Genomic DNA, 22,696 nt, shown 5'->3' with positions numbered 1-22,696 from the left:
ATGGCAGCAGACGGCGTGGCGACGAGAAGAGGCGCACAGGTGATCACGGCGGCGGGACGGAGACGGCTGGGCGCGCTGCTGGCGGTGCTGGTGGCAGCGCTCGCCCTGGTGCTCGGCGGGGCGACGGCGGCGTCCGCGCACGCCACCCTGGAGGGCACCGACCCGGCGCAGGGCTCGGTCGTGCCGACCGCGCCCGCCGCGGTGACGCTGACCTTCAGCGAGGGCGTGTCGCTGTCCGCGGACTCGGTGCGGGTGCTCGACCCGCGCGGCGCCGCCGTCGACGAGGGCCGGCCCGACCACGTGGACGGCAAGTCCGCCACCGCCCGGGTGACGCTCCGGCAGGGCCTCGACAACGGCACCTACACGGTGGCGTGGCGGGCCGTCTCGGAGGACTCGCACCCGATCGGCGGCGCGTTCACCTTCTCCATCGGCGCGCCCTCCGACACCACCGTGAACGCCTCCGCCGTGCAGGGCGCCAAGGCGGACGGCGCGGTGGGCTTCGCCTACGGCACCGCCCGCACCGTCGCCTACGGCGCGTTCGCGCTGCTGGCCGGCGCCGCCGCGTTCGTGATCGTGGTGTGGCCGGGCGGCGCGGCCGTCCGCGGCGTGCAGCGGCTGCTGATGAGCGGGTGGGTCGCGCTGCTGCTGTCCACCGTCGCGGTGCTGATGCTGCGCGGCCCGTACGAGCGCGGCACCGGGCTCGGCCAGGCCTTCGACCTGTCGCTGGTGCGCGCCACCCTGGACGAGCGGATCGGCACCGCGCTCGCCGCCCGCCTGCTGCTGCTCGCCGCCGCCGGGGTCTTCCTGTCGCTGCTGGTCGGCCAGTTGGGGCTGCAGCCGAAGCCCGCCGCGCCCGCGCCGGACTCCGGGACGGATGCGGATTCGGAGTCGGACGCGGAGGACACGGAGGACACGGAGGACGCGGAGCTGCGCCGACTGGAGCGGGCCGCCGCCGAACGGCCGCAGCGCGACACCCGGCTCGGGCTGGGCCTGGCCGGGCTCGCCCTGGCGATCGCGCTGTCGGCGACCTGGGTCGGCGCCGACCACTCCTCGGTGGGCATCCAGGTCCCGCTGGCGCTGCCGCTGGCCGCGCTGCACCTGCTCGCCATGGCGGGCTGGCTCGGCGGCCTCGCCGTGCTGGTCACCGGTCTGCGCCACGGCCTGCCCGCGGCCGCCGTCGAACGGTTCTCCAAGCTGGCGTTCTGGCTGGTCGCGGTGCTCGCCGTCTCCGGCGTGTACCAGTCGTGGCGGGGCCTGGGCAGCTGGGGCGCGCTGGTGAACACCGAGTACGGACGGCTGCTGCTGATCAAGGTCGGCTGTGTGGCGGCGATGCTCGGCGTCGCCTGGATCTCCCGGGCCTGGACGGCCCGGCTGCGGACCGCCGACGAGACGGCCGCCGTGCCGGAGTCGGTGCCGGCGCTCGCCACCGCCGACCGCGCGGCTGGCGCGGACGCCGACCCGGAGCGGGCCGCGCAGCTCGCCCGTCAGCAGGCGGTGCTGGCCGAGGCGAAGCAGCGGCGCACCGCCGACGGTTCACCCGTGCGGGCGGGGCTGCGGCGCAGCGTGCTGGTGGAGACGACCGTCGCCGTGCTGGTGCTGGTGGTCACCACGATGCTCACCAACTCCCCGCCCGGGCGGGTCGCCCAGGCGATCGCCGCGCAGCCGGGCGCGGGCGGCGGCGCACCGGTGGCGGGGGCGTCCGCGGTGCCCGGGAAGACGCTGGAGCTGAAGCTGCCGTACGACACCGGCGGCCGCACCCCGAACGCCAAGGGCACCGCCGTCGTCGGCGTCAACCCGGTGGGCACCGGCCCGAACGCCGTCACGCTGAAGCTCACCGACGCGGCCGGGAAGCCGGTCGAGGTGCCCGAGGTGCAGTTGGCGTTCACGCTGCCCGACCGCGATCTCGGCCCGCTGCCGGTGACCCTGCAGTCCGAGGGCACCGGTGCCTGGAGCGGCACCGCGCAGCTGCCGCTGGCCGGGGAGTGGGTGGTCTCGGTGACCGTCCGCTCCTCCGACATCGACCAGGTGACGGCCACCCAGCAGTTGAAGGTCGGCCAGTGACGGCGGTGTCCCGGCGGGCGGTGCTCGGCGGGGCCGGGGCCGGGCTGGCCGTGGGCGCCGTCGGCGGGGTGTGGGGCGGGCGCGCCACCGCACGGGAGGAGGCCGCGGCGCTGCCCGGGCAGCGCCGGGTGGCGTTCCACGGGCCCCGGCAGGGCGGCATCGTGGAGCCCGCGCAGGCCCGCGTCGAGTGGACGGCGTTCGACCTGGTCGCCGGGGCCGGGCGGGATCGGGCGGCGGGGCTGCTGCGGGACTGGTCGGCGGCCGCGGCCCGGATGGCCGTCGGCGAGCCGGGCGGGGACGGCGGCGACGGGATCGCGCTGGACGCCGGCCCGAGCTCGCTGACCGTCACCTTCGGCTTCGGCGCGAGCCTGTTCGACAAGCTGGGCCTGGCCGACCGCCGCCCGCCCGCGCTCGCCGCGCTGCCCGCCTTCCCCGGCGACGCGCTCGACCCGGCCCGCTCGGACGGCGACCTGTGGGTGCAGATCGGCGCGGACGACGCGCTGGTCGCGGTGCACGCGCTGCGGGTGCTGCACCGGCTGTCCGCCGGGGTGGCCGCGCCGCGCTGGCAGATGTCGGGCTTCGCCCGCACGCCCGGCACGACGCCGCAGCCGATGACCGGCCGCAACCTGATGGGCCAGGTCGACGGCACCAACAATCCGCGCCCGCAGGACGGCGACTTCGCCGCGAAGGTGTTCGCCACCGGTCCCGACTGGATGGCGGGCGGCAGTTACGCGGTGCTGCGCCGGATCCGGATGCTGCTGGACGACTGGGAGTCGCTGCCGGCGGACCGTCAGGAACGCCTGGTGGGGCGCCGCAAGAGCGACGGCGCCCCGCTCTCGGGCGGCCCGGACGCGGGCGAGCGCACCCCCGTCGACCTGGCGGCGACCGGCCCGGACGGCGTGCTGGCGATCGCCCCGGACGCGCACGTCCGGGTGGCCGCGCCCGCCTCCAACGGCGGGGCGGCGATGCTGCGCCGCGGGTTCTCGTTCCACGACGGCCTGTCGGCGGACGGCTCGCCCGACGCGGGCCTGCTGTTCGCCGCGTTCCAGGCCGACCCGGCGCGCGGCTTCGTCCCCGTGCAGCAGCGGCTGGCGCGCGGCGACGGCCTGTCCCGCTTCCTGCGGCACGAGGCGGGCGCGCTGTTCGCGGTGCCGCCGGGCGCGCCGGAGGGCGGGTACGTGGGGCAGCCGCTGCTCGAAGGCTGACGTTCGGCGGCCGGACGGCCGCACGGCGGGGCCCCGGAAGTGGCTAAGGTGGCAGACCGGGCCCGCAGCTGCCCGCGCAGTTCGCATCACCCATCACGCTGTTCGTTCGGAGGCGGTCATGTCGGCGACCCGTTACACCTATCTCGGGCCCGCGGGCACCTTCACGGAGGCCGCGCTGCGGACGCTGCCGGAGTCGGGGACGCGGGAGTTGACGCCGCTGGCGTCGGTGTCGGCGGCGCTGGACGCGGTGCGGGCGGGCGAGGCCGCGGGCGCGATGGTGGCGATCGAGAACTCGGTGGACGGCGCGGTCACCACCACCAGCGACGAGCTGATCAACGGCAGCGCGCTGATGATCTACCGCGAGGTGCTGCTGCCGATCTCGTTCGCGCTGATGGTCCGCCCGGGCACCGCGCCGGGCGACGTGAAGACCGTCACCGGGCATCCGGTGGCGCAGCCGCAGGTGCGGCACTGGCTGGCGGCGAACCTGCCGGACGCGCAGTGGGAGTCGGCGGCGTCCAACGCGGAGGGCGCCCGGCTGGTCCAGGAGGGCCGCTACGACGCCTCGGTCGCGGGGTCGTTCGCGGCCGAGCTGTACGGGCTGGAGGTGCTGTCGGACGAGATCCAGGACGCGGCGGCGCCGACCACCCGGTTCGTGCTGGTGGGCCGGCCGGGGCGGGTGTCCTCGGCGACCGGCTGGGACAAGACCTCGATGGTGGTCTGGCTGCCGGACGACCACCCGGGTGCGCTGCTGGAGCTGCTGCAGGAGTTCGCGGTGCGCGGGATCAACCTGATGCGGATCGAGTCCCGGCCGACCGGCGAGGGCATGGGCAGCTACTGCTTCCTGATCGACTGCGAGGGGCACCTGAGCGAGCGGCGGGTCAGCGAGGCGCTGACGGGCCTGAAGCGGATGTGCCCGCAGGTGCGTTTCCTCGGCTCGTACCCGCGCGCGGACCGGGGCGCCGCGTCCCCGCTGCGGCAGGGCACCTCGGACCTGGATTTCGCGAATGCCGCGGACTGGCTGTCGCGCTGCCTGGACGGCCGCGCCGAACTCTGACGCCGGCCCGGGAGGAACTCTCCGGCAGCCGCGGCGCAAGAACCCGATTCCGGCCGTAACGGGGTCGAACGGGGCCGCGTTCCGTTCATTTTCGACACGCCCGAACGTCACCTGCCCGGCCGACCGGCGTTCACCGGGGGCGGTCGGGGGCCGGTGCGGGGCGGGGTGGTTCATCCACAGGACCGGCCCGGCATCCACAGGGGGCGGTTGTCCCCAGGCGGGCGAAGTTATCCACAGGGCGGGCGTGAGTCGACAAACCGGTAAAGACACCCCCAGGCCTGGTCGGATCATCAGCTAGGGGCATAGGGCGGACTAATCGGACCAGAGTCACCCCGCCACCGACAAATCACCTGTCCGAGCGAGCGAATTCCCTCACTCGGGAAGCCGAATCAAGGTTTGAAACCCGGAATTACCGGTTCGATGGCCTGCGGACCATTGGTTTTCCCCTGTCCACAGGCCCACCCTCACGCCTGTGGACAACCGGGTGCCGAAAGGGTTCTCCACCGAAGTTATCCACAGGACGGCGGGAGTTATCCCCAGCCCCGGGGCGTTCGTCCGCACCTTCGCTCCGGCGGCCGGGCGCAGGATGCCAGATTTCCGGACAGAGCGCGACATACCGGCCGAAGCTTCGCTATGGCCGGATTCCGGCCCCGCCCCGGCCGGTAGGCTTGATCCGTGATCGACCTTCGCCTGCTCCGTGAAGACCCGGACCGTGTACGCACTTCGCAGCGCTCCCGTGGTGAGGACGTCGACCTGGTCGACGCCCTGCTCTCCGCCGACGAACGCCGCCGCGCGGCCGGCACCCGCTTCGACGAACTGCGCAGCGAGCAGAAGCAGCTGGGCAAGCAGGTCGCCGCCGCCAAGGGCGAGGAGAAGGCCGCCCTGCTGGCCCGCACCAAGGAGCTGGCCGCCGAGGTGAAGGCCGCCGACGCCGCGCAGAGCGAGGCGAAGGAGGAGGCCGACCGGCTGCAGCGCGCGCTGGCGAACCTGATCGACCCGGCCGCCCCGGTCGGCGGCGAGGAGGACTTCGTCACCCTTGAGGAGATCGGCACCCCGCGCGACTTCGCCGCGGAGGGCTTCGAGCCCCGCGACCACGTCGAACTCGGCCAGCTGCTCGGCGCGATCGACACCGAGCGCGGCGCGAAGGTGGCCGGCGCCCGTTCCTACTACCTGACCGGCCCGGGCGCGCTGCTCGAACTGGCCCTGGTCAACATGGCGATGGCGCAGGCCTCCGCGGCCGGCTTCACCCCGATGATCACCCCGGCGCTGGTCCGCCCCGCGGCGATGGACGGCACCGGCTTCCTCGGCCAGGCCGCCGAGAACGTCTACTACCTCGAGGACGACGACCGCTACCTGGTCGGCACCAGTGAAGTCCCGCTGGCCGCCTACCACATGGACGAGATCCTGGACGGCGAGAAGCTGCCGATGCGGTACGCGGGCTTCTCGTCCTGCTTCCGCCGCGAGGCCGGCACCTACGGCAAGGACACCCGCGGCATCATCCGGGTCCACCAGTTCGAGAAGGTGGAGATGTTCGTCTTCACCACCCCCGAGGACGCCGAGGCCGAGCACCGCCGCCTGCTCCAGTGGGAGAAGGACTTCCTGAACGCGCTGGAGCTGCCCTACCGGGTGATCGACGTCGCCTCCGGCGACCTCGGCGCGTCCGCCGCCCGCAAGTTCGACATCGAGGCGTGGATCCCCACCCAGGGCAAGTACCGCGAGGTCACCTCGACCTCCAACACCACCGAGTACCAGGCCCGCCGGCTCTCCATCCGGATGCGCGACAAGGACGGCGTCCGCCCGGTCGCCACCCTCAACGGCACCCTGGTGGCCGTGCCCCGGGTCATCGTCGCGCTGCTGGAGAACCACCAGCAGGCGGACGGCTCGGTGGTCCTGCCCGAGGCGCTGCGGCCGTTCCTCGGCGGGAAGGCCGTGTTGGAGCCCGCGGCCAAGTAACCGCCCGTCCGTCCGCCCGCCCGCCCGCCCGCCCGTCCGTCCGTCCGTCCCGGAGCATCTGGAGCACTTCGCGCATGAGCACCGACGCCCTGCCCTACCGGCTGGTCGCCACCGATCTGGACGGGACGCTGCTCACCAGCGCCGAGAAGGTCTCCGCCCGCACCCTGGAGGCCCTGGCCGCCGTCACGGCGCTCGGGGCGCAGCACATCATCGTCACCGGCCGCTCGGCGGGCTGGACGAAGCCGGTGCTGGACGAGATCGGCTACACCGGGATCGCGGTCTGCGGGCAGGGCGCGCAGGTGTACGACGCGGGCGCGCACAAGCTGCTCACCTCGGTCACCCTGGACCGGCAGCTGGCCGCGCTGGCGCTCGCCGCGATCGAGGCCGAGGTCGGTCCGGTGGCGGTCGCCGCCAACCAGGACGGTCTGGACGGCGAGGTCGTCACGGGGCCCGGGTTCCAGCTGCGGATCGCCACCGGACTGCCGGTGCGCGAGGTCGCCCCGGAGCAGCTGCTGACCGCGCCGGTCAGCAAGCTGTACATCCAGCACCCCGAGTTGACGGACGATCAACTGGCCGACGCCGCCCGCTCGGTGGCCGGCCGGCTGGTGGGCGTGGTGATGGCGGGCGACGGCATCGTCGAGCTGCTGCCGCTGGGCCTGACCAAGGCGACCGGCCTGTCCCTGGCGGCGCGCCGGCTGGGCGTCACCGCCGCCGGGACGATCGCGTTCGGCGACATGCCGAACGACATACCGATGTTCCGCTGGGCCGCGCACGGCGTGGCGATGGGCAACGCCCACCGCGAGCTGCTGGCGGTCGCCGACGAGGTGACGGTCTCCAACGACGAGGACGGGGTCGCGGTGGTGCTGGACCGGGTGTTCGGCCTCTGATCCCTCCGAGAGAGCGGCGAAAGCGCCACCGGCCGAGGGCCGGTGGCGCTTTCGTGTGCTGCGGGGGGCCGGTCAGCCGTAGCTGACGTTGGAGCAGACGTCGTCGTCCGCGGAGCGGGCCTCCTTGGCGACGTCGGACGAGACCGGGCCGGGGTCGGTGCTGGCCCCGCCCTGGGCGCTGCCGCTGCCGGCGCTCGCGGCGTAGTCCTTGCCGAGGATCAGCGAGATGCCGGCGGCGGAGCCGGCTTCGACGGTGGCGCCGGGGAACAGCGAGGCGACGGCCTCCGCGTTGGCCTTCTGGCCGGAGCCGTACTGGACCACCGTGGTGGCGTGGTTCTGGCTGCTGGCGTTGCCGGTGCCGGTGACGGTGAAGTTCGCGGCCTTCAGGGCACTGGCGGCCTTGTTGCCGAGGCCGGTGGCGCCGCTGCCGTTGAGGACGCCGACCTTGATGCCGGTGCCGTTGACCGGGGTGGCGGGGGCGCTGGAGGACGGGGCGGCGGATTCGCTCGGAGCGGGGCTCTGGCCGCCGGAGGCGTCCTGGCCGTCGAGGGTGCGGTCGGCCTTGAGGGCGGCCCACAGCTGGTCGGCGTCGGGGTGCACCAGGGCGACCCGGTCGCCCTGGTAGCGCCACGGCACGGTGAGGAACTTGATGTCGTGCAGGTCGATGTCCTTGAGCGACGTCCCCAGGTCGAGCAGCTTGTCGACGCCGGCCAGGTCCGGGTCGACGGTGAGCGACTTGGTGGCGGCGTCGGCCAGCGGCAGCAGGTTGGTCGGGCTCATGCCCTTGGACTTGACCGACTTCATCAGCGAGGCCAGGAAGGCCTGTTGGCGCTTGGTGCGGCCGATGTCGGAGCCGTCGCCGATGCCGTGCCGCAGCCGGACGTAGTCGAGGGCGGCCTGGCCCTCGACCTTCTGCACGCCCTTGGGGTAAATCTCCTTGCCGCCGGTCTTGGGCAGTTTGGGGTTCAGGTCGTAGTCGTGGATCGGGTTGGGCAGGCAGACCTCGACGCCGCCGACGGCCTTGGTCATCGCGGCGAAGCCCTCGAAGTTGACCACCATGGTGTGGTCGACGCGCAGCTTGGTGAGCTTCTCGACGGTGTTCAAGGTGCAGGCGGGGTTGCCCTGTTCGCTGTTGCCGACCGAGAAGGCGCTGTTGAAAATGGTCTGGCTCTTCGGCTTGGTCCAACTCTTGTTCGGCAGCTGGCACTCGGGGATGTCGACCAGCGTGTCGCGGGGGATGGAGACGCCGACGGCGTGCTTGTGGTCGGCGTAGACGTGCAACAGGATCGTGGTGTCGGAGCGGGCGCCGCCCTCCTCGCCGCCGCCGAGGTCCTTGTTGGCGCCGTCGCGCGAGTCGGAGCCGATCAGCAGGATGTTCATCGGGCGGCGGCCCTGGGAGTCGGGCGCGGCGGCCTCCGGGCGGTCCTTGGCGATTCCGTCGCGGCCGAAGGACGAGATGTTGCCGTTCAGCCGCCAGTACACGTAGCCGCCGGTGCCGACCACGGCGACGGAGGCGCCGACCAGCGACCAGATGATGATCTTCTTGGCCTTGCGGGGCTTGCGACGCCCCTGCGCGGCCGCCCGGCGGGACCCGCCCCGGCCGCCCGACCCGGATCCGCCCGACCCGGATCCGCCCGACCCGGATCCGCCCGACCCGGATCCGCCCGACGACTCGGTCTCCGGCTCGGCGGCGGGAGCGGAGGCCGCCCGTCGCCCGCTGCGCGGCGGGGTGGCGGCGGGGCCGCGGCCCTGGGCCCGACGGCCCCCGGCCCGGCCGCCGGCCGCCTGGTCGTCGTGGCTGCCCGCGCGGCGGCGCGGCACTCCCGCGGGCGGTGCGTCCTGCCGGTGGGCGTCGCTCTGCGGCGGCTCGTTCTCCCACCAGCCGGCGTTCGCGTCGGACGCCCCCGCCCTCTGGCCTGCCATACCTGCACCCTTCGCCGGAGGCGGCCGTCGGGCGCCTCAGCAACCGCTCCGTCTGCTGGGCGGACGGAAGTAGCTAGAGAGCGGAGCATATAAAGGGATCATTTCGAAAGTCACGGCCCGGGGCACCACTCCGTGCTCTGGAACGCCGCGTGCTGACCGCCGGTTCCCGTTCTCCGTGTGAGACATCAGACTCCACCGCGCCCGCGACGCCGCCCAGGACCGTTCCGGTGCGGCATTTCCGCACGCCAGGGGCAGTTGTAGGATGACCGGACAAGGAGTTGTAGGATGACCGACGTCGATCTGTGAACGAGAAGGGAGCCCGCCGTGGAGGGATTGCAAGCGGCCGGGCGGCGTTCGCTGGTGGACGAGGCGATCGAGCAGCTGCGCGAGCAACTCGCGGCCGGCGCTTGGCCGGTGGGGTCGCGAATCCCGACCGAGCACGAGCTCGCCGAGCGGCTGCGGGTCGGGCGCAACACCGTGCGGGAGGCGATCCGGGTGCTGGTGCACGCGGGGATGCTGGTCTCCCGGCAGGGCGAGGGGACGTTCGTCCGCTCGACCAGCGACCCGGCGTCGGTGCTGCGCGGCGTGCAGCGCTCGGGGGTGCGGGACGTGCTGGAGGTGCGTGCCGCGCTGGAGACCGAGGCGGCCCGGCTGGCCGCCGAGCGGCACACCCCCGACGACCTGGCCCGGATGCGGGCGGCGCTGGCCCGGGAGGCCGAAGTGATGGCCGCGCACCCCGAGCGGGCCGGCCGGGAGGCCACCGTCGAGCACGACCTGGAGTTCCACACGGCAGTGGTGGAGGCGGCGCACAACCCCGCGCTGACCGAGGTGTACCGGTACTTCGGGGCCTCGGTGCGGGAGTCGATGCGCGCGGCGTTCGGCGACCACGAGATGCCCGAGGTGGCGATCGACACCCACGCGGCGCTGGTCGACGCGATCGAGAGCGGTGACCCGGAGCGGGCCGAGGCGGCCTGTCGGGAGCTGCTGGCGGAGCCGACGGCGGCGGTCGAGCAGCTGCTCGCCGAGATCGCCGCGCGCAAGTAGCGCACGCCGACTGCCCGGTCCTCCCCTCTTCTTCGTTCACCCGCACAGAGAGTCAGCCCCGCCATGTCGGCAACTCGTACCGCGCAGCCTGCCCTCGACCAGAAGGTCGGTACCCGAACCGCATGGTTCGCCCACCCCGCCCTGCTGCTGACGGGGATCGTGCTGGTGGCCCTGAACATGCGCGCCTGCCTGGCGGCGGTCTCGCCGATGGTGGCGGAGATCCAGCACACCTTCGGCCTGTCGGCGGCGGCCAGCGGCCTGATCACCACGGTGCCGGTGCTGTTCCAGGGCGCGGGCGCGCCGCTGACGCCGCGGCTGACCCGCCGGTTCGGCACCGAGCGGGTGGTGCTGGGCGCGGTGCTGGCGCTGGGCGCGGGCGTGCTGCTGCGGGTGCTGCCGTCGGTGGCGACGCTGTACGCGGGCTGCGTGGTGATCGGCGTGGCGATCGCGGTGCTGAACGTGTCGCTGCCCGGCCTGGTGAAGCGGGAGTTCCCGCACCGGGCGGCCATGATGACCGGCGTCTACTCGACCACCATGCTGGTCGGCGCGACCATGGCGGCCGCGCTGTCGGTGCCGCTGGAGCACGCCCTGGGCGGCGGCTGGCAGGCCTCGCTGGGCGCCTGGTCGGTGCTGGCGCTGGTCGCCGCCGTGGCCTGGCTGCCGCAGGTGCTGAAGGCCCGTCAGACTCCGACCGAGCCGCTGCGGGCGGCCCCGACGGCGGTGCCGCAGCGGCCCGCCGTCAGCCCGTGGAAGTCCCCTCTGGCGTGGCAGATCAGCGCGTTCATGGGCATCTCCTCGCTGCTGGTGTACACGCTGGTGGCGTGGATGCCGACCATCCTGTCCGACCACGGGATGGCGCGCGGCGAGGCCGGTCTGGTGTTCGCGTTCAGCAATCTGGTGCAGGTGGTCGGCGCGTTCCTGGTGCCGCTGATGGCGGGCCGGATGACCCGGCAGCGCGGGCTGGCGCTGGCGATGGCCGGGCTGAACGCGGCCGGCATCGCCTGGCTGCTGCTGGCCCCGGTGTCGGGCGCCTGGTTCTCGGCGACGGTGCTGGGCCTGGCGCAGGGCGGCTCGCTGGGCCTGGGCCTGGCGTTCATCGTGCTGCGCACCGACAGCGTGCTGGGCGCGGCCCGGCTCGGCGGGATGAGCCAGGCGGTGGGCTACCTGGTGGCGGCGGCCGGCCCGGTCGGCGGCGGCACCCTGAAGCAGCTGACCGGCAGCTGGGACGCGACGCTGATCGTGATGCTGGCGCTGGCCGCGGTGGCGGCGGTGGCCGGCTGGGGCGCGGGTCGCGACCGCACGGTCTGACCGGCACACCACGAACGACGAACGACGAACGCTGAACAACGAACGGCGGGGACGGCACGCAGCCGTCCCCGCCGTTTCGCACAACCGGCGTGCTACTCCTCGCCGTTGAGGGTGAGGCCGGACAGCTTGACCGAGGCCAGCGCGGTCGCGCCGACGGCGGCGACGATCAGCAGCCAGACCGCGGTGGTCAGTCCGACCGGGGCGGTGACGGCGCCGTCGGCGGCGATCGCCTTGGTCAGCGACAGGCCCCACTGCTGGACGGACAGAGTGCGGGCGCCCTCGACGTAGTTGCCGATCAGGCTCTCCCAGATCAGCGCGTACGCGAGACCGGCGATCACGGCGTGCCGGGTGACCACGCCGAGCAGCAGGAACAGCGCGCTGTAGGCGGTGCCGGCGACCAGGGTGCCGAGCGCGTAGCCGGCCGCGATGCCGTCCGCGGTCCCGTACAGGATCAGGCCGGCCAGGTAGGTCGGCAGGGCGGCGAGCAGCCAGCTGGCACCGACGGCGACGGCCAGCTTGGTGGTGACGATCTTCCAACGCGGCAGCGGCTTGGACAGCAGGTAGACGATCGAGCCGTCCTCGATCTCGGTGGCGATCACGCCGGTGCCGGTGATCAGGCCGGTGATCGGGACCAGCGTGCCCAGGGCGAGGCTGCCGAGGATGCTGTGCGCGAGTTCCAGCTTGTCGATGGCGCTGTTGCGGGCGATCACCGCGATGACCAGCAGCATGACCGGGACGGCCAGCAGGATCAGGATGCGCCGGCGGCCGAACAGGCCGCGCGCGGTGAGCCTGGCGACGGTGGTGTTCATCGGGGGCCCTTCAGGACGAGACCAGGTACGAGAAGACGCTTTCCAGCGACTCGTCGGCCGGGGAGACGGTGTACAGCCGGATGCCGGCCTCGCGGGCGACCTTGGGCAGCAGCGTGGTGAAACCCTGGAAGTCGACCGCCTGGATGCGCAGGCCCTCGCCGGCGTCGAACTCGACGCCGGCGGTGGAGCCGTCCGCGATCAGCGCGGCGGCCAGCTGCCGGTCGTCGCTGGAGTGCACCAGGTAGCGGTGCGGACGGTCGGTCATCAGGCGGCGGATCTCGCGGAAGTCGCCGGATGCGGCGTGCCGTCCGGCCACCACCACCTCGATGTGCCGGGCGAGTTGCTCGACCTCTTCGAGGATGTGCGAGGAGAACAGCACGGTGCGCCCGTCGGCGCCGAACCGGCGCAGCAGGTCCATGAGCTGGAGGCGCTGGCGCGGGTCCATGCCGTTGAACGGCTCGTCCAGCAGCAGCACCGCCGGGTCGTGGACCAGCGCGGAGGCCATCTTGACGCGCTGCTTCATGCCCTTGGAGTAGGTGCCGGTCTGGCGTTCCTGGGCGTACTCCATCTCGACCAGCGCGAGGGCCCGCTTGGCAGCGGTGCCGGGGTCGGCGAGGCCGTGCAGTTCGGCGTTGGCGAGGACGAACTCCCAGCCCGTCAGGTAGTCGTACATCGACTCCTTCTCGGGGACCAGGCCGATCTGCCGGTAGACCTGCTGGTTGCGCCAGATCGGCGCGCCGTCCAGGGTGACCGCGCCGGAGGAGGGCGCGAGGAAGCCGCTCATCATGTGGATGAGGGTGGACTTTCCGGCGCCGTTGGGGCCGAGGAGGCCGGTGATTCCCGGTCCGATGGTCATGGTGACGTCGTTGACGGCGACCACGTTGCCGAACCAGCGGGAGACCTTGTCGATGGTGATGACGGCCATGGCTGCCTCTCAGACGTTCCGGTAGCGGCGCAGCGTCAGCGCGTAGCTGCCGGCCGTGAGGAGGACGATCACCGCGGCGTACACCAGCACGCCGGTGGTGCCGGGGGCGAGCATCTTGTCGAAGTTGTCGCCGCCGGTGCCGAAGACCTTGTTGACCAGACCCTCGATGGTGCGGGTCGGCGAGATCAGCTCGGCCCAGTGCGAGGACTCGGACGGGACGGAGCTGAAGCCGCCGGTCAGCCCGCGGACGATCTGCGCGAGCCCGCTGGTGATCATCAGGCCGCCCATGATGGCGGCGACGCCGAAGCCGCGACGCGGGGTGACGGCGGCGATCGCGAGGCCCAGCGCGGAGTACAGCAGCGCGTACAGGACGGCGGCGACCAGGCCGTAGCAGAGGTGGGCCAGGTTGTCGCCGAACGGGAAGCTGTTGAGCATCGCGCCGAGGAACAGCACCAGCAGCGGCAGCGTCAGGAGGATCATCAGCGCGCTGAACATGGAGGCGAACTTGGCAGCCACGTAGTCGCCGCGGCTGGCCGGCCGGGAGAAGTACAGCGGCACGACGTGGTGGCGCAGGTCGCGGGACATCAGCACGGGGGCCTGCGCGGCCAGGAAGATCTGCGCCAGGACGCCGAAGTACGACAGGTACTCGGTGTAGTCCATCGGCATCTGCTTCAGACCGGCGAACGCCACGATGGCGATGATCGCCAGCGTCGGGAGGACCAGTCCGCCGAACAGCAGGAACGGCAGCACCTTGGACTTGCCGGAGCGGCCGAGGCCGAACGCGGCGCGCAGGCCCTGCACGTACAGCGAACGGGTGGCGTAGCGGCGGCCCAACCGGGGCCCGGTGTACGGGCGGTAGCCGATGTCGTGGATGACACCGCGATGGGACTGGGCGGGGGTGGTCATGCCTGCTCGCCTCCTGCCGGCACGGCCGCGGCCTGCTGCTCGTGCTCCTCGTGCTCCTCGCCGGTCCCGCCGTGCTCGCCGTTTCCGCCGTCGCCGTGCTGGTCGTTCGCGTCGTTCTCGTCGTTCTCGTCGAGGCGGGTGCTGAAGATCTCGGCGACCCGGTGGCGGCGCTGCTCCAGCCGGATCAGGCCGAGGCCGAGGTCGTCCACGGTGTCGCGGACGGTGTCATAGGTGTCGTCGCCGGCGAGTTCCACCAGCAGGATGCGGCTGCCGTCGGCGCGCACCCGCAGCCCGGCGGCGGTCAGGCGCTCGCGCAGCACCGTCTCGGAGTCGAAGGCCCGGTCGGTGGGGTGGTCGGTGACCTCGACCGCGAGCAGCTGGGTGGCCTGGGTGAACGAGGCGGTGGAGGAGGACCGCAGCAGCTTGCCGCCGTCGATCACCACCAGGTGGTCGCAGGTGCGCTCCAGCTCGCCCAGCAGGTGGGTGGTGACCAGCACCGAGATGCCGAAGTCGGTGTGGACGCGGCGGATCAGGCCGAGCATCTCGTCCCGGCCGACCGGGTCGAGGCCGTTGGTCGGCTCGTCCAGCAGCACCAACTGCGGGTCGTGGACCAGGGCTTGGGCGAGCTTCACGCGCTGCTTCATGCCGGTCGAGTAGCCGCCCATCGGGCGGTAGCGCTCCTCGTACAGGCCGACGTGGCGCAGCGTGTCGGCGGTGCGCTCGCGGGCGGCGGCGGCGGGCAGGCCGGACATCCGGGCCATGTGCACCACGAACTCGGTGGCGGACACGTCCGGTGGCAGGCAGTCGTGCTCGGGCATGTAGCCGACCCGTTCGCGGATCTCCGCGCCCTGGGTGGCGATGTCCAGGCCGAGCACCTGGCCGGTGCCTTCGGTGGCCGGGGACAGCCCGAGCAGAATCTTGATGAGAGTGGACTTGCCCGCGCCGTTCGCTCCGACCAGTCCGACCACGCCGGGCTGCACTTCCACGGTGAGCCGGTCGAGGGCGGTGACCCGGGGGAACCTCTTGCTGAGGCCGTCCGTCTTGATGACTGTGGACACGGTCTCAAGTTAGCCCCGGCCGCCCGGGCGCGTAATGAGCTGAGCGGCCGATGTTCAGTCAGCCCACGGGATGACGCTCCGGCCCCACCCCCTAGGGGTACCGGGGGCGGGGCCGGCCGGTCGATCCGTCAACTCATCTCTGCGGCAAGGTCGTTCAGGCCAGCAGGCTGCTCTGCAGCAGCACCACCTGGTGGAACGCCTGGCTCGGGACGCCGTGCGGGTTGGTCATCTGGACCAGCGCGACCACGTCGCCGCACTGCACCCAGCCGAGCCGTCCGGTGGCCACGCCGCCGGCCTCCGCGTCAGAGAGCCGCACGTTGACCTGGCCGAGCGCCACCGCGTACTTGCCGTCGACGTCGGTGTGCGAGTTCTCGATGTCCTTGGTGGCGGGCATCAGGCTCACCGACCCGAAGAAGCGGCTGGCCTCGTCCTGCGAGCCGAAGTGGATCAGCCGCAGCTCGGTGCGGGTGCCGTCCTTGGTGGTCCAGCCCTGGGCGGCCGCACCCCGGCAGGCATCGCTGATCAGCCACTGGCCGTACGACTCGTCCTTGGCCAGCATCATGTCCAGGTCGCACGGCATCCATCGGCCCGCCACCGGCGGCAGGCTCGCGGGCGCACTCGCGGAGGCGCTGCCGGACGCGCTCGCCGACTCGGACGCGCTCGGGCTCGCGGACGGCGACGCCGACCCGGCGGCGCTCGGGGCGGCGGACGGGCCGGTGCCGACGGCGCCCTTGGGCAGCGGCAGCAGCAGCCCCCGCAGGTCGGCGGCGTGCGTCTTGATCTTGTACTCGGCCGGGGCCGAGGCACCCGCCGGCAGCGGCGGCAGCGTCAACTCCGGGAAGGTGTACCGGCCGTCGTTCGGCGTGGCCAGGCCGGGCAGGTCGGTGCGGTCCGGCAGGGTCACCGCGACGGCGGTGGCCGCGCCGGTCACCAGCGTCAGCAGCAGCGCGGCGCCGACCTGCCAGGCCCGCTTGCGGTCCGGCTTCGGGGCCGCGACGGCGTCACCGGCCGCTTCGGGGGCCGTTTCGGGGGCCGTGTCCGGGTCGGTCGGGTCGGCCGACCCGGTGGGCTCGACGGGCTCGACGGGCTCGACGGGCTCGACGGGCTCGGACGGCTCGGGGTTCGGGGTGATGTCGGTGCTCATGCGGAGGCTCCCGGGACGGCCAGTCGTTCGAGTTGCTGACGGAACAGGTCGACGACCTTGTTCTGGTCGAGGGGCGCGACCCCGGCGACCTCCATCTGCACCAGCATGTCGCCCACGCCGGCGTAGCACTGCAGGTAGTCGAGCTGGTCGCCCGCCTTCAGCGTCGGCAGCGCGCAGTGCGCCTCACCGTGTCCGGCGACGCCCGGGCCCACCCGGTACAACTCGTTGTCGGTGTACCACTTGCCCCACGAGCTGTTCTCCGCGGCCACCGCCTGCTGGTTGAACTGGCTCAGCAGCAGCGTGATCACGGTCTGGTTGTCCAGGGTGACCATGCTGCGCGCGCCGATGCCCTGGATGTGCAGCGAGGACAGCGCGCTCTCGGCGTCCTTCCGGTACTTCTCCGGAACGTCGGCGAGGGTCTCCTTCAGCGCCTTGTCCAGGTCCGCGTCGCGCAGCTCGTTGTCGTTGCCGATCGACTTGTAGTCCGGGCCCAGGTGGTAGCCGGACGGCAGCGGCAGCAGCAGGTCGCGCAGGCTGCCGAAGTGGTTGCCGTTGGACTTCGCACCGAACTCGTGGGCCGGGGTCGCCGACGGCGCGGGGGCCGCCGCCACCGGGGCGTCGGTCTCCTTGTAGTGGACCTTGATGATCGCCTCGCCGATGCCGACGCCGACCAGCGCCGCCACGACCACCGCGGCGACCGCCTTCAGCGCGGTACGACGCGGTTTCACGGCCGGAGCCTCGGCAGCCTCGCCGGCTGCGGCGGTCCCGACGGTTTCGGCGGTCCCGACGGTTTCGGGGGCCGCGGTCTCGACGTTCGGGGTCTTGACCTCGGGCTGCTGCGCGGTGGCAGCGGGCTCGGGGGATTCGATGTCGGTCACGCGATCCGCTCCCACTGTCGCTTGGCGATGTCCTCCAGCTGGGACCGGTCCACCTGGTTGTTCTTGGAGAACACCTCGATGCTCATCAGCACGGTGCCCTTCCGGGCCAGCGCCCCGGCCCAGTAGTACTGCTCATTGCTGCGCGCGTACTTGGAGGGCTTGTTGGAGACCATCAGCAGGCTGTCGCTGTTGCCCGGGATCTTCGAGAGGTCCAGGTCGGAGCGGCGCGGCAGCATCGCGCCGGCCACCTTGTTCACGTTCTCGGGCATGTACTGGATCAGGTTGACCCGGTACTTCACGTTGTTGCTGGACCAACTGACCTGCGCCGCCCGGCGGAAGCCGTTGGACAGCAGGTCGTTCATCTCCCAGGCGCTGTCGCCGAAGGTCTCCGAGATGTCGGCGGCGGTCAGCCAGCCGTCACCGTCGCCGTCGTTCTCGTCGGTGGTGTTGTCCGGACGCTTGATCAGCAGGTCACGCAGGTCGCCGTCGATGTTCAGCGGCTGCGGGCCCGAAGCGGCCAGCGCCTTGGCGTCGATCCGCTCGGCCGAGTAGGTCAGCTTCGGCGCGGCCAGCTTCGGCAGCGGCGTCGCCGGACGGGAGGCCTGGATGCCGTAGCCGACCACCCCGCCGATCACCGGACCGGCCACCACGGCGGTCAGGAACAGCGCGGTCGCCCCGAACTTCCGCTTCTTGCGGGCGGGTTCCTGCTCCTCGCCCCCCGCGAGCAGCTCGACCTGCCCGAAGGCCTCGGGCGACTCGCTCGGCACTTCGGCGGAACCGGGGGCGGGGACGGGTGCAGGGGCGACGGGCGGGGCTGTCGTCGGGGGTTCGGACGGCACGGCGGCGGCCGCCCCGGGCTCTGCGGCGCCCGTGGACTCGGTGCTCAACTGGTACTCCTGGAAGAAGAGTTCGGGACGGCCGTCAGCCGTTGGTGAGGCGGTCGCGCTCGCGCTTCATGGCGTCGAAGAGCAGCGCCCTGTCGGGGTCGCCCTGCACCTCGACGGTGATCTCGTAGACCACGTCGCCGACCACGCCGATACCGATCAGCGCACCGGTGTACGCCTGCTCCTTGGGCTTGAAGATGTAGCCCCTGGCGTTCGACACGCCGTCGATGTCGAACGCGTCCTTGCTGAAGGTGGTGTGGTCCGCGAAGCCCTGCGCGCGGTCGGTGCGGCTGAAGCGCTTGAGTTCCGTGCGCACCTCGGTCTTGCCGTCCCGGAGCCGGTAGGTGCGGCCGGCGGCGTCCTTGAAGCCCCAGGAGTCCAGCACCGACTTGATGTCGGTGTCGTCGCCGTACTGCGCCTGGAGGTCGTCCATGCTCAGCATCGCGCCGTCCGGCGAGCCGTACGGGTCGGCGCTGTCCGGCACCGGCAGCAGGAAGTAGCGCAGGTCACCGCTGTGCTTGCCGCCGGAGACGCTGCCCTGCAGCGTGCTGGCCGGGCGCGGCACCACGGTCGCGGACGGGGGCGCGCTGGGCGACGGGCTGGGCGAGGCGCTGGCGCTCGCACTGGCACTGGCACTGGCCGAGGCGCTCGCAGTGGGTGCCGGGGCGGCGGCCACCGTGCCCTTCCGGTCGGGCTTGCCGACCGCGACGGTGACGGCCGCGCTGGTCGCGGTCACCGCGAGCAGGCCGGCCACCGCGAGCGCCACGCCGGCCGCCCGGGGCAGCCCGCCGCGGCCTGCGGCGGGCTGCTTGGTGAGGGCCTGCTCGACGTCGACCTGCTCGGGGCCGGTCTGCTCGGTGAGCGTCTGCTCAGGGTCGGCCGGGGTAGGGACGGGCGACGGGTTGGGCTCGGTGGCCGCCGGCCGGTCGGCAGGCTCGGCGGCCGACTCCTGACCAGGGGTCGGTTCGGAAACGGACAAGGGTCTCCCCCCAGAGTGCGCATGGACGACCGCATGGCACCACGGGCCGTCCCCCCGGTCGGCCCGAACGCCGGTGTCACCATGCGGTGCACGAATTATGGGAGTCCTGTGAGCCCGTCAACAACACGATAGGGCTGCCGATTTGCCGCAATCCAGAGCCAATCGGACAGCCCGTGACCGAACCGCAACCGGGACCGGATCAGCTCGTGGCCGAGTCATCCTTCGTGGACGGAGCAGGCTGCTCCGACGGGGCATCGGCGGGCGTTGCGACCGCCTCCTCGGGCGCGCGCTGCGCGGGCGGCACGGGCGGCTGCGCGGGCGGCACGGGCGGCTGCGCGGGCGGCACGGGCGGCTGTCCGGGCACCGCCGGAGCCGGCTGCGCGGGCGCGGCGGGCTGAGCGCTCGGCGCGGGCTGAGCGGCCGGCGCGGGCTGAGCGGCCGGCGCGGCGGGGTCGGCCAGCCGGATGCCGGCAGCCTCCGCGAGGGCGATGTCGAGGCGCTCGTTGCGAATCCGGCGGTCGATGTACATCACGCCGTTGGCGAGCGCCCCGAGCGGCGCCGTGGCCGTGCTGAACAGCAGCATGAGCAGCGAACCGACCAGCACCAGGGCGGTCAGCGCACCGCTGCCGGGCAGCGTGACGGGCTGCTGCAGGTCGGAGTCGTTGATGACGACGGTCGGCATCATGCCGCCGAGCACGATCCCGAGCGGGGCCATCACGATGTTGGCCGCGATCCGGCCGGCGAGCGCCACCACCACGGTCAGCAGCAGGCTGCGCCACCAGTTGCCCTGGTTGAGCCGCCAGGCGCGGCGGATGCCGCCGACCGGCGTGGTCTCCTCCAGCACCAGCACCGGCACCTGCAGGGTCAGTCGGACGGTGACGTAGCAGAAGACGACCATGACGACCGGGATCATCAGGAAGTCCAGCAGCAGCAGCGCGGGGTTGTCGAGCCACACCCCGAGGGCGAACGGGACGCCGATCGCCGCGAGGTAGAAGACCATCATCGGCAGGTACACCATGGCCTGCGACAGCACCGCCGGCCACAGCCGGGGCCGCATCTCCTTCCAGGCCCGACCGACCGTGATCGGACGGCCGAGCGTCGCGGCCCGCAGCACCACCGCGGACAGCGGGGCGGCGATCATGAACTGGGCGAGCAGCACCAGTCCGAGCACCAGGCCCAGCAGCAGCACCGGGCTCATCACGTCCCACAGCTGCCCGGCGGTGACGTCCGCCTCGTCGGCCGGCAGCCGGTCGAGCGCGTCGCGCAGGTCGCCCACGAGCATCAGCGAGACCAGCACCACCGGCACCGCGCCGATGCCCGCGACCGTCAGCAGCGGCAGGTACAGCGCCTTGAAGCCGCGACGGAGGGTGTCGAACACGGCGCTGAACATCTCGCCGAACGACAGCGGACGCAGCGGAATCACGCCGGGCTTCGGCGCGACCGGCGCGGCCCCCCACGGGCCCTGCCCCCACCCGCCGACTCCCGGGCCGGGCTGCCCGTACCCCGGCCAGTGACCCTGGCCGGGAGGCTGCTGCCCCTGCCCCCACTGCCCGCCGGGCCGCTGCCCGGACCCGCCGATGTCCCCGCTCATCCGTACCCCTCCTGAGGCCACCGCCCCGGGACTGCCCCGGGACTCCGACGAGCCTAGGGCTCGCCACCCACCGTCCCGGCGGCGACCCCCGTCACGTTCGGTGACGATCAGTCAGCCCAGCTGGCTCAGGCCCTCGGTGGCGATCTCCTCGAAAACGGCCAGGTCGCTTGCGAAGATCGAGTCCGGCACCGGCCAGTGCACCACCAGCTCGGTGACACCCAGTTCGCGGTACGTCCCCGCCCAGTCGACGAACGCGCCCAACGACTCCAACGGCTTCTCCGCCGTCGAACCCTGCAGCAGCAGCTTCTCCAACTCGCCGACGTCCCGGCCTCGTTGCTCGCACGCCGCAGTCAGCTTCTCGATCTGCTGCGCGATCACGCCGGGCGCCTGCTCCACCGGCACGTCCGCAGGCCCCTTCGGGTCGCCGTACGTCACCCAGCCCTGCCCGAACTCCGCCGCCAGCCGCAGCCCGCGCGGGCCGGTCGCCGCCACGTAGAACGGCAGCCGGGGCCGCTGTACACAGCCCGGGATGTTCCGCGCCTCCACCGCCGAGTAGTACTCGCCCTCCCGCGTCGTCGCGTCCTCCCGCAGCAACTCGTCCAGCAGCGGCAGGAATTCGCCCAACCGGTCGGCCCGCTCCTTCGGCGACCACGCCTCCTGCCCCATCGCCGTCGCGTCGAACCCCGTCCCGCCGGCCCCGATCCCCAGCGTCACCCGCCCGCCGGACACGTCGTCCAGCGTGATCAGGTCCTTCGCCAACGTCACCGGATGCCGGAAGTTCGGCGAGGTCACCAGCGTCCCCAGCCGCATCCGCTCGGTCGCACACGCCGCCGCCGTCAACGTCGACACCGACCCGAACCACGGCTCGTCCCGAAAGCTCCGCCAGCTCAGGTGGTCGTACGTATAAGCCGCATGGAACCCCAGCTCCTCGGCCCGCCGCCAGATCTTCTGCCCCTCGCCCCACCGGTGGATGGGGAGGATCACCGTGCTCAGTCGCATACGGGCGACCCTACGGCGGCGAAAGCCCGACAGACTCATGCATACTCGCAGTATGCTTGCCTCATGGCGGCTACCACGCGCATCACGGTCACCCTGCCCACTGAGCAGGTGGCCGAGCTGAAGAAGCTCACGGACAACATCTCCGGCTACGTCGCCGAGGCGGTGGCCCGACAGATCAGGCACCAGTTGCTCGGCGAGGAAATCCGCCAGTACGAGGAAGAGCACGGCGCGTTCACGGAAGAGGAGCTCGCTGCCGCGCACGCGAGGATCTTCGGCGCGTCCGAGCCGGGCAGCGGAGCGGCTGCCGCGTGAGTGCGCGGATCGAGACTGTGGTGCTGGACTCCCAGGGAATGTCTGCCTGGATCTCACAGGACCGGGAGGTGCTCGCGATGATCAAGGCTCTTCACTCGATGGGGGCCGGCCTGGTCGTTGGTGCCAACACCATCGTGGAGATCTCACATGCCAAGGCGAACACCGCCCGACTGAACTGGGTGCTCTCGCAGGTCAGGATCGAGCCCGTGACCGAGCATGCGGCCAGGGCCTCCGCGACGCTTCTCAAGCAGGCTGGTCTGCATGGACACAAGTACGCCATCGACGCAACCATCGCCGAGATGGCGCTCCGCCAGCCAGGTCCGGTGGCCATGTTGACCTCGGACGTCGACGACATGGCGAAGCTCTGCGGCTCCCACGTCCAACTCATCGCGCTCTGAGCCGACGACGGGCTGGGGCATTCATGGCCCGCTTTTCCACAGGTCAGCGCGCGATGGGTGAGTGAGGCTCGACCGAGGTCACCAACGTCCCCAACCGCATCCGCTCGGTCGCACACGCCGCCGCCGTCAACGTCGGCACCGACCCGAACCACGGCTCGTCCCGAAAGCTCCGCCAGCTCAGGTGGTCGTACGCATAAGCCGCATGGAACCCCAGCTCCTCGGCCCGCCGCCAGATCTTCTGCCCCTCGCCCCACCGGTGGACGGGGAGGATCACTGTGCTGAGACGCATGTCATCGACCCTAGTCCGGCCCCGTGGTCGTCGCGGTGGCCGTCGGCCGCTTCACCAGTGCCGAGGGCTGTCGGCCCCGGATCGGGTTG

The 22,696-nt window shown here is 72.5% G+C and carries 20 protein-coding genes and 1 pseudogene; 9 read left to right on the top strand and 12 right to left on the bottom strand.

Annotation, left to right across the window (positions count from 1 at the left end; translation table 11 throughout):
* From ACFV4P_RS24965 to ACFV4P_RS24945, 5 genes are all read left to right on the top strand, one after another.
* Nucleotides 1-2,061 (top strand): FixH family protein, encoded by a 2,061-nt coding sequence (locus ACFV4P_RS24965; protein WP_380474659.1) that lies wholly within the window; start codon nt 1-3, stop codon nt 2,059-2,061.
* Nucleotides 2,058-3,266, top strand: a complete 1,209-nt coding sequence (gene efeB / locus ACFV4P_RS24960; protein WP_380474657.1) for an iron uptake transporter deferrochelatase/peroxidase subunit — start codon at nt 2,058-2,060, stop codon at nt 3,264-3,266. Before ACFV4P_RS24965 ends, efeB begins: the two co-directional genes overlap by 4 nt.
* A 118-nt stretch (nt 3,267-3,384) precedes the next feature.
* Nucleotides 3,385-4,320: a prephenate dehydratase gene (gene pheA, locus ACFV4P_RS24955; RefSeq protein WP_380474655.1), complete on the top strand. Its 936-nt coding sequence runs from the start codon at nt 3,385-3,387 to the stop codon at nt 4,318-4,320.
* Nucleotides 4,321-4,995: 675 nt separating this feature from the next.
* A complete protein-coding gene (gene serS / locus ACFV4P_RS24950; protein ID WP_380474653.1) occupies nt 4,996-6,273 on the top strand; it encodes a serine--tRNA ligase in 1,278 nt (425 codons plus the stop codon).
* A 74-nt stretch (nt 6,274-6,347) separates the two neighbouring features.
* Nucleotides 6,348-7,160, top strand: coding sequence for an HAD family hydrolase (locus tag ACFV4P_RS24945; protein WP_380474651.1), 813 nt, complete (start codon nt 6,348-6,350; stop codon nt 7,158-7,160).
* 72 nt (nt 7,161-7,232) lie between these two features.
* On the opposite strand, the gene ACFV4P_RS24940 is transcribed toward ACFV4P_RS24945, so the two are convergent.
* Nucleotides 7,233-9,083 (bottom strand): LCP family protein, encoded by a 1,851-nt coding sequence (locus ACFV4P_RS24940; protein ID WP_380474649.1) that lies wholly within the window; start codon nt 9,081-9,083, stop codon nt 7,233-7,235.
* Between the two features lie 324 nt (nt 9,084-9,407).
* Between ACFV4P_RS24940 and ACFV4P_RS24935 the strand changes: the two genes are divergently transcribed.
* Nucleotides 9,408-10,127, top strand: a complete 720-nt coding sequence (locus tag ACFV4P_RS24935) for a FadR/GntR family transcriptional regulator (protein ID WP_380474647.1) — start codon at nt 9,408-9,410, stop codon at nt 10,125-10,127.
* A gap of 63 nt (nt 10,128-10,190) precedes the next feature.
* Complete coding sequence (locus ACFV4P_RS24930; RefSeq protein ID WP_380474645.1) at nt 10,191-11,435, top strand: CynX/NimT family MFS transporter; 1,245 nt, start codon at nt 10,191-10,193, stop codon at nt 11,433-11,435.
* Nucleotides 11,436-11,527: 92 nt separating this feature from the next.
* On the opposite strand, the gene ACFV4P_RS24925 is transcribed toward ACFV4P_RS24930, so the two are convergent.
* The 10 genes from ACFV4P_RS24925 to ACFV4P_RS24880 form a co-directional block, all read right to left on the bottom strand.
* The gene (locus ACFV4P_RS24925; RefSeq protein ID WP_073817957.1) at nt 11,528-12,244 is read right to left on the bottom strand and encodes an ABC transporter permease; all 717 of its coding nucleotides are present in this window, start codon (nt 12,242-12,244) and stop codon (nt 11,528-11,530) included.
* A gap of 10 nt (nt 12,245-12,254) precedes the next feature.
* A complete protein-coding gene (locus tag ACFV4P_RS24920) occupies nt 12,255-13,169 on the bottom strand; it encodes an ABC transporter ATP-binding protein (RefSeq protein WP_380474643.1) in 915 nt (304 codons plus the stop codon).
* Nucleotides 13,170-13,178: 9 nt separating this feature from the next.
* Nucleotides 13,179-14,075 carry an ABC transporter permease gene (locus tag ACFV4P_RS24915; protein WP_380474641.1) on the bottom strand — a complete coding sequence of 299 codons (897 nt, stop codon included), beginning with the start codon at nt 14,073-14,075 and terminating at the stop codon, nt 13,179-13,181.
* Complete coding sequence (locus ACFV4P_RS24910; RefSeq protein ID WP_380474639.1) at nt 14,072-15,133, bottom strand: ABC transporter ATP-binding protein; 1,062 nt, start codon at nt 15,131-15,133, stop codon at nt 14,072-14,074. The genes ACFV4P_RS24915 and ACFV4P_RS24910 overlap by 4 nt, the downstream gene beginning before the upstream one ends.
* Nucleotides 15,134-15,287: 154 nt before the next feature.
* On the bottom strand, nt 15,288-16,277 hold the full coding sequence (locus ACFV4P_RS24905) for a hypothetical protein (protein ID WP_380474637.1): 990 nt from the start codon (nt 16,275-16,277) through the stop codon (nt 15,288-15,290).
* On the bottom strand, nt 16,274-17,155 hold the full coding sequence (locus tag ACFV4P_RS24900) for a hypothetical protein (protein ID WP_380474635.1): 882 nt from the start codon (nt 17,153-17,155) through the stop codon (nt 16,274-16,276). The genes ACFV4P_RS24905 and ACFV4P_RS24900 overlap by 4 nt, the downstream gene beginning before the upstream one ends.
* On the bottom strand, nt 17,152-18,042 hold the full coding sequence (locus tag ACFV4P_RS24895) for a hypothetical protein (protein WP_380474633.1): 891 nt from the start codon (nt 18,040-18,042) through the stop codon (nt 17,152-17,154). The genes ACFV4P_RS24900 and ACFV4P_RS24895 overlap by 4 nt, the downstream gene beginning before the upstream one ends.
* Before the next feature lie 34 nt (nt 18,043-18,076).
* Complete coding sequence (locus ACFV4P_RS24890; protein ID WP_380474631.1) at nt 18,077-19,018, bottom strand: hypothetical protein; 942 nt, start codon at nt 19,016-19,018, stop codon at nt 18,077-18,079.
* A 199-nt stretch (nt 19,019-19,217) separates the two neighbouring features.
* Nucleotides 19,218-20,609: a hypothetical protein gene (locus ACFV4P_RS24885; RefSeq protein WP_380474630.1), complete on the bottom strand. Its 1,392-nt coding sequence runs from the start codon at nt 20,607-20,609 to the stop codon at nt 19,218-19,220.
* 111 nt (nt 20,610-20,720) lie between these two features.
* A complete protein-coding gene (locus ACFV4P_RS24880) occupies nt 20,721-21,608 on the bottom strand; it encodes an LLM class flavin-dependent oxidoreductase (protein ID WP_380474628.1) in 888 nt (295 codons plus the stop codon).
* Between the two features lie 63 nt (nt 21,609-21,671).
* Here ACFV4P_RS24880 and ACFV4P_RS24875 point away from each other — a divergent pair, with 63 nt between their 5' ends.
* Both ACFV4P_RS24875 and ACFV4P_RS24870 read left to right on the top strand, forming a co-directional pair.
* A complete protein-coding gene (locus ACFV4P_RS24875) occupies nt 21,672-21,920 on the top strand; it encodes a hypothetical protein (protein ID WP_380474626.1) in 249 nt (82 codons plus the stop codon).
* Nucleotides 21,917-22,318, top strand: coding sequence for a DNA-binding protein (locus ACFV4P_RS24870; protein WP_380474625.1), 402 nt, complete (start codon nt 21,917-21,919; stop codon nt 22,316-22,318). Before ACFV4P_RS24875 ends, ACFV4P_RS24870 begins: the two co-directional genes overlap by 4 nt.
* Before the next feature lie 52 nt (nt 22,319-22,370).
* Here ACFV4P_RS24870 and ACFV4P_RS24865 read toward each other — a convergent pair.
* Nucleotides 22,371-22,607 (bottom strand): annotated as a pseudogene (locus ACFV4P_RS24865) (LLM class flavin-dependent oxidoreductase); the annotation flags it as partial.
* Nucleotides 22,608-22,696 lie beyond the last annotated feature (89 nt).

Origin of the sequence: Kitasatospora sp. NPDC059795 (assembly GCF_042732175.1) — a bacterium.
GTDB lineage: Bacteria > Actinomycetota > Actinomycetes > Streptomycetales > Streptomycetaceae > Kitasatospora.
Note: the sequence above shows the minus strand (reverse complement) of the source record. Positions and strands in the feature narration are given on the sequence as shown.